Source organism: Thioclava sp. F34-6 (assembly GCF_002213235.1).
Classification (GTDB): Bacteria; Pseudomonadota; Alphaproteobacteria; order Rhodobacterales; family Rhodobacteraceae; genus Thioclava; species Thioclava nitratireducens.
This window is the reverse complement of the sequence record NZ_NBOA01000009.1, coordinates 1-17,430: the sequence shown is the minus strand read 5'-3', so window position 1 is coordinate 17,430 and position 17,430 is coordinate 1. Positions and strand designations below refer to the sequence as shown.

Annotated in this window: 17 protein-coding genes and 1 pseudogene; 16 read left to right on the top strand and 2 right to left on the bottom strand. The window is 58.4% G+C overall.

All coding sequences use genetic code 11. The annotated features are described in order from the left end of the window. Nucleotides 1-113: 113 nt before the first annotated feature. From B6V72_RS17285 to B6V72_RS17260, 6 genes are all read left to right on the top strand, one after another. Nucleotides 114-494 (top strand): hypothetical protein, encoded by a 381-nt coding sequence (locus B6V72_RS17285; protein ID WP_088736137.1) that lies wholly within the window; start codon nt 114-116, stop codon nt 492-494. An 81-nt stretch (nt 495-575) separates the two neighbouring features. Beyond that, nucleotides 576-995, top strand: coding sequence for a hypothetical protein (locus tag B6V72_RS17280; protein ID WP_088736136.1), 420 nt, complete (start codon nt 576-578; stop codon nt 993-995). Nucleotides 996-1,976: 981 nt separating this feature from the next. Continuing rightward, nucleotides 1,977-2,564 (top strand): hypothetical protein, encoded by a 588-nt coding sequence (locus tag B6V72_RS17275; protein ID WP_088736135.1) that lies wholly within the window; start codon nt 1,977-1,979, stop codon nt 2,562-2,564. A gap of 238 nt (nt 2,565-2,802) precedes the next feature. Then, entirely contained in the window at nt 2,803-3,219 is a 417-nt protein-coding gene (locus B6V72_RS17270) for a hypothetical protein (protein ID WP_088736134.1), read from the top strand. Between the two features lie 338 nt (nt 3,220-3,557). Then, nucleotides 3,558-4,112: a hypothetical protein gene (locus tag B6V72_RS17265; RefSeq protein ID WP_088736133.1), complete on the top strand. Its 555-nt coding sequence runs from the start codon at nt 3,558-3,560 to the stop codon at nt 4,110-4,112. Nucleotides 4,113-4,425: 313 nt separating this feature from the next. Next, nucleotides 4,426-4,701, top strand: a complete 276-nt coding sequence (locus tag B6V72_RS17260) for a hypothetical protein (RefSeq protein ID WP_088736132.1) — start codon at nt 4,426-4,428, stop codon at nt 4,699-4,701. Between the two features lie 8 nt (nt 4,702-4,709). Here B6V72_RS17260 and B6V72_RS17255 read toward each other — a convergent pair whose 3' ends face one another. Further along, a complete protein-coding gene (locus tag B6V72_RS17255; RefSeq protein WP_088736131.1) occupies nt 4,710-4,928 on the bottom strand; it encodes a hypothetical protein in 219 nt (72 codons plus the stop codon). 1,112 nt (nt 4,929-6,040) lie between these two features. Here B6V72_RS17255 and B6V72_RS17250 point away from each other — a divergent pair. The 7 genes and pseudogenes from B6V72_RS17250 to B6V72_RS17220 all read left to right on the top strand — a co-directional run. Beyond that, a pseudogene (locus B6V72_RS17250) lies at nt 6,041-6,211 on the top strand (ISL3 family transposase); the annotation flags it as partial. A 963-nt stretch (nt 6,212-7,174) separates the two neighbouring features. Further along, nucleotides 7,175-8,251: a substrate-binding domain-containing protein gene (locus B6V72_RS17245; protein WP_088736130.1), complete on the top strand. Its 1,077-nt coding sequence runs from the start codon at nt 7,175-7,177 to the stop codon at nt 8,249-8,251. A gap of 21 nt (nt 8,252-8,272) precedes the next feature. After that, nucleotides 8,273-9,280: an ABC transporter permease gene (locus B6V72_RS17240; protein WP_088736129.1), complete on the top strand. Its 1,008-nt coding sequence runs from the start codon at nt 8,273-8,275 to the stop codon at nt 9,278-9,280. Continuing rightward, entirely contained in the window at nt 9,277-10,803 is a 1,527-nt protein-coding gene (locus tag B6V72_RS17235) for a sugar ABC transporter ATP-binding protein (protein ID WP_168173074.1), read from the top strand. Before B6V72_RS17240 ends, B6V72_RS17235 begins: the two co-directional genes overlap by 4 nt. A gap of 376 nt (nt 10,804-11,179) precedes the next feature. After that, nucleotides 11,180-11,932, top strand: coding sequence for an SDR family NAD(P)-dependent oxidoreductase (locus B6V72_RS17230; protein ID WP_088736127.1), 753 nt, complete (start codon nt 11,180-11,182; stop codon nt 11,930-11,932). Between the two features lie 68 nt (nt 11,933-12,000). Further along, nucleotides 12,001-13,614: a GMC family oxidoreductase N-terminal domain-containing protein gene (locus tag B6V72_RS17225; protein WP_146696214.1), complete on the top strand. Its 1,614-nt coding sequence runs from the start codon at nt 12,001-12,003 to the stop codon at nt 13,612-13,614. A gap of 120 nt (nt 13,615-13,734) precedes the next feature. Further along, on the top strand, nt 13,735-14,151 hold the full coding sequence (locus tag B6V72_RS17220; RefSeq protein ID WP_088736125.1) for a heme-binding protein: 417 nt from the start codon (nt 13,735-13,737) through the stop codon (nt 14,149-14,151). Between the two features lie 74 nt (nt 14,152-14,225). On the opposite strand, the gene B6V72_RS17215 is transcribed toward B6V72_RS17220, so the two are convergent. Further along, nucleotides 14,226-14,930, bottom strand: a complete 705-nt coding sequence (locus B6V72_RS17215) for a GntR family transcriptional regulator (RefSeq protein ID WP_088736124.1) — start codon at nt 14,928-14,930, stop codon at nt 14,226-14,228. Nucleotides 14,931-15,218: 288 nt separating this feature from the next. Here B6V72_RS17215 and B6V72_RS17210 point away from each other — a divergent pair, with 288 nt between their 5' ends. The 3 genes from B6V72_RS17210 to B6V72_RS17200 all read left to right on the top strand — a co-directional run. Then, complete coding sequence (locus B6V72_RS17210; RefSeq protein ID WP_168173073.1) at nt 15,219-16,571, top strand: acyclic terpene utilization AtuA family protein; 1,353 nt, start codon at nt 15,219-15,221, stop codon at nt 16,569-16,571. Between the two features lies 1 nt (nt 16,572). Then, on the top strand, nt 16,573-16,911 hold the full coding sequence (locus tag B6V72_RS17205; protein WP_206185808.1) for a hypothetical protein: 339 nt from the start codon (nt 16,573-16,575) through the stop codon (nt 16,909-16,911). Between the two features lie 241 nt (nt 16,912-17,152). Next, nucleotides 17,153-17,430 (top strand): biotin carboxylase N-terminal domain-containing protein (locus B6V72_RS17200; protein ID WP_146696213.1); only part of this gene is annotated, 278 nt, incomplete at its 3' end.

Below are 17,430 nucleotides of genomic sequence, written 5' to 3'. Positions count from 1 at the left end.
TCCGTTGAGCTGCGTCACGTTTCACCAGTCTGACCCAATCGAAATGGCTCCCTAGCGGGGCCGTTCTTGAAGCCCGCGGAAAATCCGTCGGGCACGACAGAAGGATCTGTCCCATGCACCATCACCACATTCCCGTTGCACGCATCTTGATGTCCGAGTTCCTCACCGAAAATCGTGAAGCGCTTCGCGACGCCGCCACGCGCCTCGGCGGTCCCCAGGCCGCGCATCGCGTAGCAGCCCTCACGCGCGATCTGGCGAAGCCTACCCCGATTTCCCGGACGCTGTGGCGGCAGCTCCAGTGGGTCTCGGACCTGCTTACGCTCGAGCTCGTGGACGACTTCAACAGCCTCGAGGCGGGATATTTCGCCGACCTCGACCCCAACGACCCCGTCGTCGCAGAAATCTGCCTTCTCACCGACCAATATACCGATCGCCTCGCGGATCTGCAGGCGGAAGAGCGCGCGGACACGCGCGGACGCCAGCAAGCGGCCTGACCGCACCTCGCGCCGCCCCCACCAGTTGGCGGCGCGACCTTGAACGATCTGCGCTCCAGCAGATCGAAACAGGAGTCTCTCATGACCATTACACAAATCCAGCCCAACATTGAAACCACAGCTCGCGCGGCGATCGAGGCGGCGCGCGCCCTCCAGACTGCTCTTGAAGAGAGTCCCCTCGACCTAAAGCAGGACGCACCGCGCATCCGCGCCCTGCTTGAGGCGCTTCTCACAGGCGAGTTTTATCGCGATGGCGATGAGGCCACTCTGGACCTGCTGCAAACCCGGGTGCTCGACACGCTTGCGAGCCGCGTTCCGGGCTACCGCGAGATCGCGCTGAACTCCGATACCGACGACTTTGCCTTCCTCGACCCGGAGCTCGAGGCGATCCGGCGGCTCTGGGAGCAACTTCGCCGCTTTCGCCACCTCCGTCAAACGGTGCTAGATCAGCTGACCGCCGAGCGTCAGGTGTCCGCGCTTCGGCGCCGCATCCAAGCTTAATAAAAAGAGCGCCAGGCCGGGATCTCCCGGCCTGGCGCTTCTTCGTCGTCGAGGAAATTTCAAATTTCTGCAGATTTTTCCTTCCGCGGCCTCCGACCAGGCCCACCTCACATCCGGATGCGGCGAAAAGAGTTCGCTACGCGCGCCGCACCCTTCGTCCCACCCAAGGTGGCGTCACCTGCCGTCACCAAAAAAAGAGGTCAAACCATTCTCAAAATCTTCTCGAAAACGATTTTCGGCGATATCTCTTCCCTCGGCGCAGGGCATTTTCCGAGCGCCGTCACCACCCGAACCACACCGCGCGGCATGTTGTTTAACGCCCCGAACCTAAAAAGATAAACCAATGAATGAAGAAACACCCCGCCGTAGCGCTCACGCTACCTTCACCGCAGCCTACGAATCCACAGCCGGACATCACAAACCCCATCAGACAGCAGCTGGAGCGCGTGCCTCGCCTGCCCATCATGTCGCTCCTTTACCCCGTTACCATCCTTTTTAACCGGCCCCTGGGCGTTGATAAGAGAGAGGTCAAACCAGATATTTTTTTGTGGCCAATCGAAAACGCAACCGGTAGCCACTACCAATATCAACTGAACCGCAACCTATTCGCTCGGAAATTATCCTCCCAAACTGAAAGGTAAACTAAAAATGAACTAGCCTCACTAACCATCTTTGATCGCCGGAAAACCAGACTCGCGTTCGAAGAAACGGCCACTTCAGTCATGTGCCGGTATGGTTTCAAATATAAACGCTTCTCTCTTTGACGTAATATCTTCGTTTTGGAGACAGAGCTTCTTATAGCCATATCCTGACGCAAGGCGCCTCCCCCTTTCCCCTTGCCTTACAATATTGGCAGATATTCAAAAATCTGCCGCTGAGCTTCGCGATTTGCACGGAGCCAGATCGATACAGCTTGTCCAAATCTACCCCCCATCGAGAAAATTCTCGAAATCAACACCCAATATTATCTGGAGAAACACCATGGGTCTTACCGTTCACGCTTTTAGTAACCTTCGCCGCGTCGACGCCTTCGCCTACGGCGATAAGGCGATCGAAATGGGCACCGGCAAATCAATCGATGCTTTTGTTCCCGCGATCGATCCTGATTTCGCACATTATGCTTTGGATCTCGAACACGACAAATTCTACAAATTCGAAAAACATTACCACTTCGAAGCCGGCTCCTATTGCTACAACAACGACTTTTTGAGGGAGCTTGCAAAGCTGGCGATCGCGAAGAAGGAATTCGAATACGGCAGCAACGACGAGAAGTCGGATGCCAGCTCTCAATATTTTGAATCGTGCCACATTCGGCCTCTGTGGCCATTTTCTCAACTCATCGAGCTCGCGGCCTGCAGCGGCACGTTGGGGGTGAGCACGGCCAAGAAGCTCGCGAGGGATTTTGAAACGCACGCGAAGCTCGCGCAAGAGCATCCCAATGAGACTTTCCGTCGCGACTATTCAAACTGGCAAACCGCCCTTGAAGTCGCGTCGGACAGGGGCGGCATCGCATTCAGGTTGATCATCGCAAAACAGGTTCCGGGGAAACGCACTCCGTTTCCTCGGTAGCATCACCCTGACGTCATCCGAATTTACGAGAACCTCACGCGGTATCGCAAAGCCTGCTGCAGATTCAGTCGGCAGGCAACACCTCCGCCCGCGCCACGCGAGTTCGGACGCGTTCCCGCATGGGCGCTAGCAAGTCGCCCCAGTCTTCAACTCTGAGACCGACAGGTCCCGCGCAAGTCGGATCATCGGCGCTCCTTCCTCTTCCCCCTCCGCACCAACACTGAAAAGGAACTTACGCATGTCTTCATTTGAAGCTTTCGACGACGCCGACCTTCTCGCGGTTTTTGATCTCTTGAAACTTTTCGACGCCCCGATTTTGCGGGTCCTGTCCCGGACATGCAGCGGGGGGATCACCTTCCGCTTTTCCGACCGCGCGGGCTCCTATCTCGACCTCAGGGTTCGCGCCCCTTCCAGGAAGGCCAAGCACCCGAAGCTCAGCCCACTGGTCATCAAGGCCTACTGTGCCAACGCCGACGTCTATCTGCAGCTGAGCTTCCGTGAAAAAGCGGATAGCGAGAAGGTCGCAGCTTTGATGGGCCTCGTCGATGAGCATCGCCCTGCCCTTGAGGAGGAGTTGCGGCTCTCGGCCCAATGCAAGGCTCCGATGCAGAGGTCTCGTCCGGCGCCTTCACCGGTCGCGAATAGCTACGCCTGATCGGCTCCCGCGCGGCTGCCTGAAACGCGTTATGCGACGACGTTAGCGCGGGGCTCTCCATCGGCAATCGAAGCGTTCATGATGGCAGGGTCGCACTGAGGTCCTGTGGTTCACCCTATCGAGCCGGACCCCGTCCGCGTCGTCGTGAAGACAAATTCGCGGCACTGCAGGCGCGCAAACACCGCGCCTGCTCCTCTCTCCAAAAACCCGTCGCAAAAGAGGTCAAACCAAGTCCAGAGCGTGGCCAAAACGGGATCGTGCGGCTAGCCATCTCCGGAACACGTTTAGCGCGGCTGCCCCTCCCACGCGCAACCGCCGCAAGAAAAAGGAAACTGATCATGAGTTCACATTACGGCAATAAGAGCCTGCTCATCACTGAAGCCGACCTCGATCTGGGTGAGGCCGTCAGTGTGGCGGACCTTGAAATCCACCTTTACGACTATGTCGAAATGCAGTTCGGCGAGTCTGAACGCCCCTCCCTCGAAGTCATCGGTGTGTGTTCGCAGCGCGAGGACAAGAGCTGGTGCGCGGATCACAGCGACGCCACGCCCAAGTGGCTCCACAAAGAGCTGAACTGGGACCAAACTCTGGTAAGGATTACCGCCGAACGTCTTTCGCTGGACGAAGCCACTGCCAGTAAAATTTGCAGCGATCCCGAATCCGCCGGACCGGTCCTGAAAAAAATGATGTTCGACGACCTGCGCAACGAAAACTATGGCGTCCTCAGCAGACGCGCCGACGCCCTGTCGTCGCTGAATTCCGGGACGGCGCCAGGGTTTCTTGGGTGGAATAGCTTTGTTAAAGAAGAAGTCGATCAGGCAATCGACCTCCGCGAAACCCGCGACCCCGGCGACCACGGCCTGCTCGTCGAGATCGCCTATCATTGGCGCTAGGCCGAAGCTTACGCCTTCCCGGTCAAGAACTCAGTAGGTCGGTGCGCATACTTGCGTCATGCCTTGCAGCCGTCTCCCAACAAAATCTCTCGAACTTGCACGGCCCCCTGCGTGGTCAGTGGTCGTCCCAGCCCGCCCCCCGACGGTGGCGCTGAACCTACCGAGCCAAATTGCGTCGTCACCAACGCCCCGCGCGATCACTCACCAACTTTTTCGCGCAAACGCGCGAACTTTTTTCCGTAACCGCGCGCAGGTCCCATATCCCCGGCAACCCCCAAAAGGCCAACCTGAACCCCATGCTCAAGGAGAGACCATGCAACCCGCCACCATCGCACTCGGCATGTCTGACATCCGCCGCTTCAAGCGCCATCTTGCATTGGCCCTCCCAGAACTCGGTCCAAGCCTGAGGATGGAACTCGCCGCGCGCGGCCTCGGCTACAGAACATACGCCGGAATGCTCACCGATCTGAAAAATGGACCTGTCGAGTTCATGGATATTTCAGCGGATGCAGGCGCGGAATTCGCCGATCTGATCGGACTGGACCTATTCGAGGATGAGATCCGCGACAACCTTTATGGCTTCCAATAACGTTCGGGTTATTCGCGAGAAGACTGGCGGGCGTAAACAAGATCGCCGTTCTCATCCAATCCGACGCCCAGCCCGAGCGCGCGCCGCCTCTCGAAGAAAGCAATCTCCTGAGCCGTCGGTTTGGACATCGCTTCGGTAAATGCGTCCAGCCACGCACTCTCAACGCCGCCGCTGTGTTCAGAGACAGAACGCGCCTCGGCTCCGGTATCGTGCGGGTGTCTCGTCATCTTGAGCCTTCCGGATTCCTTGCGGCACCACCGCAGATGCGTGGCTATCAGGATAGGCGGCCCGACCGGTTCCGTCCAATTCTTGTTCGCGCATTCCGAGAGCGACAGGCCGCGATCGAGTTGAAATGCAACGAACCGACGACATCGGCTTCGTCATAAATCCAACGGGCGCACCGCTGAACTTGGTGACGGATATAAAACATGGACGACAACCTCAAAGAAACTTCGGCACTTGAAACCCTGTCCATCACCGATCTCGAAAGTAGGGGGCAGGCTTAGTTCGGCAGGTCACTGCCGGAGCAACGACGGAAAAAATGCGGCGCGAGCCAAATTTTCATTTCCGTCCACGCATGAAGCGACCCATGTCACATGGGAGAGGCGGTTGTCGTCGTCTCCCCCATCCCCATGAGGGATAACGTTGGCCGCCGAATAGGCAGCTGAGAAGAAACTGGGACTGACCCGAGGATGACCGCCGAACAGGTGGTGGGGGTCAGGCTTCATTCGGCAGGTCACTGCCGGAGCAACGACGGAAAAAAATGCGGCGCGAGCCAAATTTTCATTTCCGTCCACGCATGAAGCGACCCATGTCACATGGGAGAGGCGGTTATCGTCGCCTCTCGCCACCAAAAGCAATGAAGGATAGTTAGTAAGCGAATAGGCGGTGACCCGACGAGAGTTGACGTTAGGTGATAACAAAAAATGACCTTGCCGGATCGGATTGGGTTTCCGCAGGAGAGTCGCCGAACCTATTTTAAGAGTAAGAGCCGCGGAAAATCCCGCTCAGCCCGCCTCCGGTCAACGGAGGCCATCGCCAGCCTGAATGAGTTTCCTGCATGTGCAGGGATGACCCGAACCCGAACTCAGCGACTATCCTCGTCGTAAGGCATGGCGCGTCCCCCGCATGTGCGGGGAATAGGCACACCCGGACCGCAAGGTTCGGGTGTCCGTGCTTTGGCGCAGCCAGCCCCCCATCGTGACAAAGGTCGGAAACTCCGACGTCCGGTGGGCTAGAAAACGTAGGCAAGAGCAACACAACCGGTCTCCGGTCGTGGCTGGATGAAAGACCCATGGCGGGTCAGTTGGATCAAGCAAAGACCTCCGGACTGGCAGCCTTTGCGCGCGGACTCTCCGCCGATCTGGACGCGGTTGCGGCGGCGCTGCGCGAGCCTTGGTCCAACGGCCAGACAGAAGGCCAGATCAACAGGCTGAAGATGTTGAAACGGCAGATGTATGGCGCTGCAGGTATCGACCTTCTTCTAGCGCGCCTTCAGCATTCGGCATGACCGCGCCACAGAAATTGAGTCAGAGCCAAAATTGCATGCCTGTTCACATCGAGGCGGCCAGTGTCCTGCTACACTGGACTAAGAAATGGTGCGCACTGAAAGCATGGGGACTGCGCCTCGCCAAGCGCAACGGAATGAAGAAGGCGCAGGTCGCTGTCGCCCGGAAGTTGGCTGTGATCCTCCACTGCATCTGAGTCGACGGGACAGTCTTTGAATGGGGGAACGAGCTGCCTGCATGACCGACGCTTGACCCGACCCCGAGATTACAGGTCTGACACCAAGCCTGTGATGTCCCGCCGGGACGGTGGTTGCGGTGACCTCGTTCAATCGGCTGCAGGCCAGCAAGGCACCTGCGTTGGTTACGTTGAAGGCACCCGACCCGAACATCAACATGAGGCCATGACCTCGAAAAGGACCATGACCCAGGCACGGACAGAAAAGCAGGCTTGACGCAGAACCGCAATTAAAGGGCCGTTTGACATGTCTTGCGGCCGAAAGCCTTTGACGGGTGACGACTTCCGGCGGTTGTCCGCCATGACCTCAATCCGTTCCGCCGGCGTGATAGTGTCGTCGTGCACGTGACGTTTGTAACCAATACGGTCCAAAGATTTCTCTGACATGGCGACGGCCCACTTCAATGAGGGGCAATCAGGCCTGATTGCTTTACGTCATGGGCGCGGAACACCTTATTGAATACAATATTTAAAAAAAAACGTATAAAACGCGAAGTTTTGCTTGCTTTCAGCAAAAAGTGCGTGCAATCTTCTGCCAAGCTAGATGGACTGTGAGGAGATCGATCTGGGTCCCCTATGGCGTGTGGGGAAACCGCTTTCGGAATGCTGTGCAACGCTCAACGACTTGGAGGGACCGCCAACGCGCGAGGTCGCGTAATTTGCGGGCTTCCTTGATTTGACTGCGCCGGTGTTCGGAGGGCTCTGTCTAGATCGATGGTTATGTGGCCGAATGAAAACCAATGGGAGGAAAAGTATGAAATCTATTTTTTACCGCACTTCGCGGATGAGCTTGCTCGGGTCCGGCGTAGTTTTGGCGACGCTGACGGCGCAGCCTGCATTGGCGCAAGCGAATACCTTGAGCGTCAAGCCACAGAAGATCGGATATGTTGACCTGATCGCTGCGGGGGCCATGCAGCGCAGGTATTACAGCTATTTCGTCGCCGGGGCCGAGGCTCTTGGCTGGGACGTTGAACTTCAGGACGCCGCCGGCGATCCGACGAAGGCAAACACCGCGGCAATCAGTCTGCTCAACCAAGGAATCGATGCGCTCGTCACGTCTTGCGCAGATTCCGCGCCGATGCGTCCGGCTCTTCAGCTCGCGAAGGAGAAGGGTATTCCGACCGTACAGATCGGGTGCCCGATGTCAGACGAAGCCGCATGGGACCTGTCTCTGCCGATCGACGATCATGCGATCGGGCAGGCGCTTGGGAAATTCGTGGCAGCCGAGCTCGGCGACGGTGCAAAGGTCGGTATCCTTGGCGACACAACCATTCTTGCCGGTGAAATCCGCGGCAATGGCTTGAAGGCCGGGCTCGAGGGCAAGGAGCTTGAGATCGTGGGCGAGCGCTCCGTCAGCCTGACCGACGCAGTGGGCGATACGCGCAAGACGGTCTCGACCTATCTGACGGCGAACCCGGATCTCGCGGCTGTGATCGCAGTCTACGACTTCTTTGCTCCCGCCGCCGGCAATGCGATCCAAAGCGCTGGTGCGGAAGATACCGTCGTCTATTCGTTCTTCGCGGATGCAGTGAACGTTCCTTACATGTGGGCCGAAAACTCGCGTCTCGTCGCGGTCGCAGATGGCCCCGTGGAGATCGTCAGCCTGATGGCGGTCGATCAACTGGTTCGCCATTTCGAAAGCGATGAGCCCTTCGACAGCGCCGCACCGCGGCACAAAATTTCCTATGAGATCTTCACGAAGGAGAACCTGCCGGAAGAAAGCGACGAATTCCTGACGCCCTATGACGTCCAGCCTTACCTTGACGAATACGTTGCCGATTGGGCAACGGCGTTCTCGAATAACTAACCAACTGGATACGTAAGTAGAATGGCTAGCAATGAAAACTCAAGCACGTCCCGTGCGAACCGGACGGCGGTTCCTCGGAACAAACGGACCATCTTTTCCTTGGGATTCATGATGCGATACGGCGTTTTTGCCGTGTTCGTTCTCATGGTCATAGCGTTCTCCGTACTCAGGCCGGGTGTCTTCCTGCAGATGGGTACATTGCAGGCCATTCTTGCCGACGCAGCCGTTCTCGGCGTCGTAGCTGCGGCATTGACCTTGGTGATTGCCATCGGAGAGTTCGATCTCTCCTTTGGCAACATCGCGGGCCTCGCAGGGGCTGTTGCCGTGTTCGGTCTGAAAGAAATGGGCCTTCCCGTGCCCATCTCGATCCTGCTCGCACTCGGCGCGGGTGTCTTGTTCGGTCTCCTCAACGGGATCACTGTTGCCTTCGGTCGTGTTCCTGCGCTGATCGCGACCCTCGCCGTCGGTTCGATGGCGCTCGGGCTCGAACGGTCGATCTGGGACGACAAGACGATTTATGACGGCATTCCCTCGGCGTTCATCGGTATCGCGGGAACGAAGGTCCTGGGGTTCCCGTCACTCGTCGTCATCTCGATCCTGATTGTGCTTGCCCTTAGCCTTATGAGCAGCTTCACGGTCTTTGGACGTCGTATCTACGCCGTCGGCGGCAGCGACGAAGCAGCAAGAATTGCTGGGATCAGAACCAACAGGGTCCGTGTGCTGACCTTCGTCCTGATGGGTGTCGTTGCAGCCTTTGCGGGTATCCTGCTTTCCTCGCAGGCGGCGTCATATTACCCGCGTTCTGGTACGAGTTTGCTGCTCCCTGCGTTCGCTGCCTGCTTCCTTGGGTGGAGCGCCGCTGGTGCAAGCCGTTTCTACCCCGCATACACCTATTTTGGCGTGATCTTCATGGGAACCTTGTCGACCGGACTTATTATCCTTCAGGTTCCCAGCTGGGTCGAGGATCTTATCCAAGGTGCCGTTCTAGTTTCGGCGGTCTTACTGGCGCGGGCGGCGCGGAAAGCGTGAACAGTAATCCGATAGCACTCGAACTCAGGAACGTCACCAAGTCGTACGGAGGTGTTGCGGCGCTTCGCGAAGGCAACCTGCGGATTGCGAAGGCCACGATCCACGGCGTCGTCGGCGCTAACGGGGCGGGGAAGTCGACGCTTATCAAGATTGCGTCGGGCGTTGTGCGCCGCGATGGTGGCAGCATCCTCGTCAATGGCATGGAAACAGATCTCAGGTCGGTTCCCGACGCTCTCGCGGCAGGCATCGTCGCCATGCCGCAAGAGCTCACAATCGTTCCGGATCAGTCCGTGGCCGAAAACATCACCATGGGGCGGGAGCCTTCCGTACTTGGCTTCACCACCACTCGCCGATCGCGGGTCATCGCGAGAAAACTCCTCCGTGAGATGGGTGTTTCGCTCGACGTGGCGCGGACTGCGGGCGAGATCGAGCCTGCTGAACAGCGGATCGTAATGCTCGCCCGCGCCCTGCATACCGGCGCACATACATTGATCTTGGATGAGCCAACAGCCGCCTTGAATGCGGCGCAGGCCGAGGTTTTTCTTCGGGTCGTCAGTGGGTTACGGGAAAGCGGGTACTCCGTCGTATATATTTCTCACCGCTTCAACGAGGTCGAGGAGCTTTGCGACGAAGTAACGATCTTGCGCGACGGCATGACCGTGGACCGACTATCAAAGGAACGCTGCCGGCAGGATGAACTGGTCGCGGCGGTCGTTCAGGACAGCGCTCTCTCTGAGCGCGTGCTGCGTGAGAAACCGGCCCAGCCCAATGCCACCCCGGCCATTGAGATGCGCAATGTCAGTGGACGTATCCTTAGCGACATCAGCTTCTCGGTCCGGCCTGGTGAGATCCTCGGGTTCTGCGGGTTGGCCGGCTCTGGCGTCAATGAAGTAATGGAGTTTCTCGGTGGCGTCCGGAGCCCGGTGAGTGGGCAGTTGAGGGCCGCTGGACAAGAAATGCGTTTCGACAGTCCGGCCGAGGCATTGAAGCGCGGCGTGACCTACCTGCCGGTCGAGCGAGCGAAAGCCGGGATGGTCGATATGAGCATACGCGCGAACTTGGTCACGGCGAGCCTTCCCCAGATCAGCCGGCTCGGTTTCGTCACCCAAGAAATGGAGGACGCGTTTTCCAATTCCGTCCTGTCAAATCTCGGCCTCGCACACCGCGCGCATGAGCCCTTGCGGGCGCTGTCGGGGGGGAATCGCCAGAAAGTGTTGCTCGGGCGGTGTCTTCTTGCGGACGCGCGCGTCGTCGTCCTTGATGACCCCACGGTGGGTGTCGATGTTCGCGCCCGTGCAGACATTCATGAACTGCTGGGGCGCTTCGCCGATCAGGGGCGTGCTGTGATTGTCGCGGTCAGCGAGCCCGAGGAGCTTCTTTCGGTGGCTGACCGGGTTCTGGTGATGAACCGCGGTACAATCGTCGCCGAGTTGACGGGTTCGGAGATCACCAGCGAAGCACTCGTACGTGCTGCGACCACTTCCGGAAAAGTCGGTGCCTTCGAGGTTGTCGCTACTGCCTGACCGATACAGGGCGGCGCGGGCACATCGCCTCGCGCCGCCCTCCAACGCTTGATGCGTTCTAGGGCGAGGCCCAGTTGGCTCTAAGTCGACCTGACGGGCCGCTATCGCGCCGGACATCGCGTTGGGTCGATTTCGCCAAGACGCTGATCGTTGGAAGCAGGTGAGACGTTCCTGAGCGCAGCCTGTGAAAAATCCCGACATCCTTCAGATACATCCGCCCGTATCGTATGCGATAACGGTGACGTTACGCTAATATTACGCGATTTCTCGCTTGATTTTAGAGAAATTGCATGCAATAAGAGTGGCAAGACCAGCGGTCGAGCGCAACGTGTTCGCGTGGGAGGTCGGAATATCGTTCAGATCGGAGGAGGATGTGATGCCGAGTAGACTTGATGGAAAGCGCGTTGTAGTGTTTGGCGGCGCAACTGGAATTGGTTTCGAGACGGTGAAGCTGCTCATCGAAGAGGGCGCGCTAGTCACCGTCGGTGATCTGAACGTCGAAGCCGGTGCAAAACTCTCAGACATGTTCCAGGACTCGATCTGTTTTCAGAAATGCGATGTGTCGTCGGAGGACGACGTCAGAGCACTGTATGCTCAGGCAGGCGAATTTGGCGGCCAGGTCGACGCAATGGTCAATTGCGCTGGGATGCAGATTTCCGGTGAGGCTGATGCGCTGGCTTTGGACGATTGGAACCGTATCATGGCGGTGAACGCCGGTGGCGCCTTTCTTACGGCAAAGCACGCCATTCCGTACATGCGTAAAGCCGGAAAAGGGTCGATCGTCATCATCGCCTCGACAGCCGGGCTGCGTGGCGGGCCCGAGATGACCGCTTACTCCGCATCAAAAGGCGCTATGGTGGCCTTCGGTCGAGCCTTGGCCATGGAGCTCGGTAAAAACAAGATCCGCGTCAACGTGGTTTGTCCGGGCTGGACCGATACCGCATTCAACGGTCCCGTGATCGAAACGCTTGGCGGTGTCGACGCAAGGGACTCAATGCTCAAGGTGTCGGTCCCATTGCAGCGGCAGGCCCATCCTCGCGAGATTGCGCAGGTCAACGTGCATCTGGCGTCTGACGAGTCGAGCTACGTCACAGGTCAGTCCATCGTCGTCGACGGCGGTCTCATCTGATCGAACGGAAGCCGCGGTGCACATTGCACCGCGATCGCGCAGACCCGAGGCACGAGGAGGGATTCGCAGTGGATCAGGTAGAATACGATTTCATCGTAGTGGGGGCAGGATCATCTGGCGCGGTCGTTGCGACACGTCTGAGCGAGAATCCGAAGTGGAAGGTCCTTCTGCTCGAAGCAGGACCGCAGGACAAAAGCATCTTCCTGTCGATGCCGGTGGGTTTCGTCAAACTCTTTCAGAACCCCAAGTACAATTGGATGTATAATGGGGAGGAGGAGCCGGGGATGAACGGGCGGAGAGCTTATGTTCCCCGCGGTATGACGCTTGGCGGGAGCAGTTCGATCAACGGGATGGTCTTCATTCGCGGACACCGGCAGGATTTCGACGACTGGCGTGACGCAGGCAATCCTGGCTGGGGATATGCGGATCTACTGCCCTTCATGAAAAAGCTCGAGTCCTACGACAGGGGCGATCCGGAGTACCGGGGTCGGAGCGGCCCAATGCAGATCCGCTCCAATCGCTGGCCTAACGAGTTGAACGACGCGGTGATCGAGGCAGGGCTTCAGCTTGGGCTTCCGCGCAACGATGGGTTCAACGGCGCCGAGCAATACGGCATTGGCTACTATGACGTCTCGTGCAGTGATGGCAGACGGGTATCGACCTCGACGGCATACCTGAAGCCGCACCGAAGCCGACAGAATCTGCACATCGTCACGAAAGCTAATGTTCTCGGTGTGGCAATTCAGAACGGCCGAGCGATCGGCATCCGTTACAAGCAGGGATCGGTCGAGCGTCTGGCCAAGGGGCATGAAACGATCCTGAGCGCCGGCGCGGTCAAATCACCGCAACTCCTCGAGCTTTCCGGGATTGGCGACGCAGATCGGCTCCGGTCGTTCGGCATCGATGTGCGGGTCGACCGCAAGGGCGTGGGCGAAAACCTTCAGGATCACATGTGCTCCAAGGTGGTTCACCGGGTGAAGCGGCCGATCACGCTCAATGACCAACTCGGTCGGACGCATCAGCAGGCGCTTGCCATGGCGCGCTACCTCATCGATCGCAAAGGGCCGCTCGCATGGCCCCCCTTCTCGGTTGGGGCCAACGTCAAGACTCGGCCCGATCTCGACCGGCCAGATGTCCAGATCCATATGGGGCCATTCTCGAACGACGTTTCGACCGGAAGCCTTGAGAAGTTCCCGGGCGTCCAAATGATCTCGAACCAGCACAGGCCTGAGAGCACAGGCTACGTTCACATCACGAGCGCGGATCCGTTGGCGATGCCTGCCATCCGCGCGAACTACCTTTCGACGCAAACAGATCAAGATGTCGCGCTGGCCGGCTTCCGGTACATGCGCGAGATATTCCGCACCGATGTACTCAGAAAATACATCGTCTCCGAGACCTTCCCCGGCAAGGAATGCGAGACCGACGACGAGGTCATGCATCATATCCGCGAGACCGGCGTATCGGCCTACCATAACTGCGGCACATGCCGGATGGGACCGGAAGACGACGCCAGCACGGTCGTTGATCCGCGTCTGAAGGTTCACGGCATTATGGGGCTTCGCGTTGCCGACGCGTCGATCATGCCGAACATCACATCTGCTAATACAAATGCGTCATCGATCATGATCGGGGAAAAATGTGCCGATCTTATCAAAGAGGATTACAACGTAGCGCGCTGAAATCGCCTCGACCGTCGGTATGGCCAACGTCGATGTTGCAAGAAAAGTGTTCTGGCGCCGATCGGCCCGACAAAGATGATCGATCCGGCTTACCAGTTAGGAATATGAGAGGAGACCACAATGAATATTCCGTACAAGTGCGCCGCTCAGGCGATTGCCGAGGCGCATGATCAGTGGCTCGCGGGGGAAGAGGATCCCTATACTGTCACGGTCCTGGATGCAGGCCGGAACTTGGTAGCGTTTGCGAAGCTCGATGGTGCGCGGATCGTCAGCATCGAGGCCTCTTCGGGCAAGGCCTACTCCGCTGTCTCCCTGGAGGCGCCATCGGACGAATATTTGCCTTTGGTCGCCCCAGGGCAGCCGCTTTACGGGCTCGAAACGAGTCAGTCGAAACCCCTCGTTCTCTTCAAGGGCGGTATGCCGGTGTTTTCTGGTGGAAAGCTCTCTGGTGGGGTGGGAGTCTCAGGCGGACCGCTGGAGCAAGATGAGCGGATCGCCACAATGATTGCCAACCGCATTTCGGAACTTATGGGCTGATCCACGGCAGCACATCGCGCCATCGGGGCGCGGTATGAGAGTCGCGCCAGACGATTGCCGGGTCGGTCTGAAACTCAGGTCGTCTTATCGAGAATGGCCTGACGGCCACCTAGTATATGTGCGGCCATCAGGGCTTCAGCCCAATCCGCGTCGCCCTGTCTGAGCGCCTGCACGATCTGGATGTGCTGTGTGAAGTTCAGTTTCAGTGCTTCGCGGGGATACCGGCTGATCGTACGGCGTACGATGAGTACTTCCGTCAGTGAACCTAGGATTCCGATCAGCCGGGTTGCACCGGACGCCTGCAAGATCTCGTCGTGAAACGTGGCGTTGAGTTCCGTGCAGGCTTCAATCCAGCCCGGTTCAGCCTCGTCGAGTCGACGCAGCATTTCCAGAGCGATCTCGTCCAGGCGATCGAGCGTTGCTTCATCAATCCGTCCGACAGCCATCCTGCAGGCAAGAGGTTCGAGCCTGATCCTGATCGCATAGACTTCAGCAAGATCGGCTTCGGTCCACCCGGTGACAAAGGCGCCCTTGTTCGGAATGGTTTCGATCAGACCGTCGCCTTCGAGACGGGCGAGCGCGACGCGGACCGGCGTCCGGCTGACGCCGAAGTGGCGAGCAAGGTAGGATTCCGTCAGGTGCTGACCCGAGGAATACTCGCCCCGAAGGATCGCGCTGCGGATGTTCTCGTACAGTTGCTGAGCGCCTGAACGGGCATCGCCAACAATCTGATCAACACTCGTTGCCCCTTGGTCGGACGTCATTTCTTCACGGTTCATTCGCTGCTCGTTTTTCACTGTCTGATCTAGGTTCAGTATATCGAAGCTTTTCGGAAGCTTCTATCGCTTTAATTTACAAATAGCATACGATTTCGACTTTGTTTGTCGATCAATGGCCAAAAAATCGCTTGATCTGTACATAATCGTATGCAATATTGGGCTGAAGCTGCCATTTACTCGGCTATTTTCCAAGGATCGCATGCATTGAGCCGAGTGTTGGCATGCAATGCAGGGGCCTGGCTGAAGGGTGGCGGGTCACACAGGTGCACAGAGGAGGGCTTTGCCGTGTTGGACAAATCTGCTGAAAAGGTAGCTCGGGTCGGATGCGGATCCGGCTTTGCTATGGATCGGCTCGAGCCCGCTCTCGAACTCGCCCGCAGTGGCAAGGTCGATTATCTCGGCTTCGACGCGCTGGCTGAGCGCACCTTGGCATTCGCGCACCTCAGACGCCGCGCTGACTCGAGCAAAGGGTATGATGACCGGCTCGATGAGCTGCTCGAAAAATTTGCGCCATACGTCGCGAACGGTCTGAAAATCGTCGGAAGTTTCGGTGCCGCGAACGTCGAGGCCGGGGCGAAAATCGTCCACGAGAGGCTGGGCGAGATGGGTTACCACGGCCTGAAGGTCGCGGCAATTCAGGGGGATGATGTGCTTGAGCAGGTGCGCAGCGCTGACCCCTACATTGCCGAACTTGGAAAGCATGTCAGTGAACTTGGCGGGCGGGTGAACTCCGCCAATGCCTATCTTGGATCAAAAGAAGTGCTTGAAGCACTTCAAAACGGCGCGAACTGGATCGTTGGTGGCAGGCTTTGTGATCCGGCGCTTTATGTCGGTCCGATCTGTCATGCGCTCGGCTGGTCGTTGGATGATTGGGATCGGGTCGCCCACGCGACGCTGGTCGGGCATCTGCTTGAATGTTCGACGCATGTCACGGGAGGATACTTCGCTGATCCGCCGTACCGGGTGGTCGAAGGACTTGGCAACCTCCCGTTCCCCTACGCTGAGGTGCGTGACAAAACGGCGATCATCACCAAGCTCGAAGGGACCGGGGGGCGTGTCGACGAACAAATCGTCGCGGCTCAAGTGTCGTACGAAGTGCATGATCCCGCAGCCTATACCAACCCCGATATCGTCGCCGATTTCACGCAGGTGACCGCAAAGGTCGTCGGACCGGATCGGGTCGAGGTCAAGGGTGCGCGCGGCAAGCCGCGTCCGGATCTTGCGAAGGTCCTCGTCGCCGTGGACATGGGATACAAGGTTGTCGCCGAGATTTCGTACGCCGCGAGCGGGAGTCTCGTGCGCGCCGAACTGGCCGAAGGGGTCATTCGGGAGCGGATCACGAAGATGGGCGAAGTCGTTCAGGAGCACCGCATAGACATGCATGGTGTAAACACGATGGTCGGCGATCATTTCCGCGCCAAGAACGACAGCGACCCGGTCGAGGTTCGTCTGCGTGTCGCGGCGCGCTGCGCCACACAGAAAGCGGCCGAAACAATTTCGCTCGAAGTTGAACGGCTCTTCCTCGAAGGGCCCGCAGGTGGGGGTGGGGTGTCGCGGCGCGTGGAACCCGTACTGGGCGTCTATCCGGTCTATATTCCGGTAGAACAGATCAGCACCCGCATCACCTACATGGAGACCTGAGATGGCAACAGATCTTAAAACCAAGGAAGTGTCTTTGCGTGAGATCGCTTTCTCGCGCTCGGGAGACAAGGGCGATATCGTCAACGTATCCCTGATTGCATACCGGCCCGAGCATTGGGAGGTGATCCGGGAGCAAGTCACGGTCGATATGGTCCAGCGTCTCTACGACGGTGTGGTGGCGGGGGAGATCGAACGCTTCGAGTTGCCGGGAACGCATGCCCTGAATTTCGTCATGCGTCGTGGGCTTGGCGGCGGCATCTCCGTGTCCCTTCGCGTCGACGGGCATGGCAAGGCAATGCAATCGCTCATTCTCGATGGGGTCGTGTCGATCCCGGCGTAACCTGTGCGCATCATGGTCACCGGGCAACGGCCCAGGAGGCAAACGCTTCCGTGCCAGATCGACCCTGTCGGACACCAGATCACGCCTTGGCGCAGAGGTCGTTCTCGAGATGGACACGCCTCTTTCGGACTGCCCTTGAGCCGGTCCGGGCCATGGTGGACCGCGTGCGGCGACATTTCATGCGCCGCCGCGGCTCATTACTCAGTCGAGCCTTGAAAGTTACTCCAAAGCAGTAGGACAGATGCAAGACTTCAACAAAATTCTCGTTGCAAACCGGGGCGAGATTGCGATCCGCATTCTGCGGGCCTGCAACGAGCTAGGGAAGAAGACCGTTGCGGTCTATGCGGAAGAGGACAAGCTGGGGCTGCACCGTTTCAAGGCGGACGAAGCCTATAAAATCGGTGAGGGCATGGGCCCTGTTGCCGCCTATCTCTCGATCCCCGAAATCATCCGCGTCGCCAAGGAAAGCGGCGCCGACGCGATCCACCCGGGCTATGGCCTGCTGTCGGAGAACCCCGA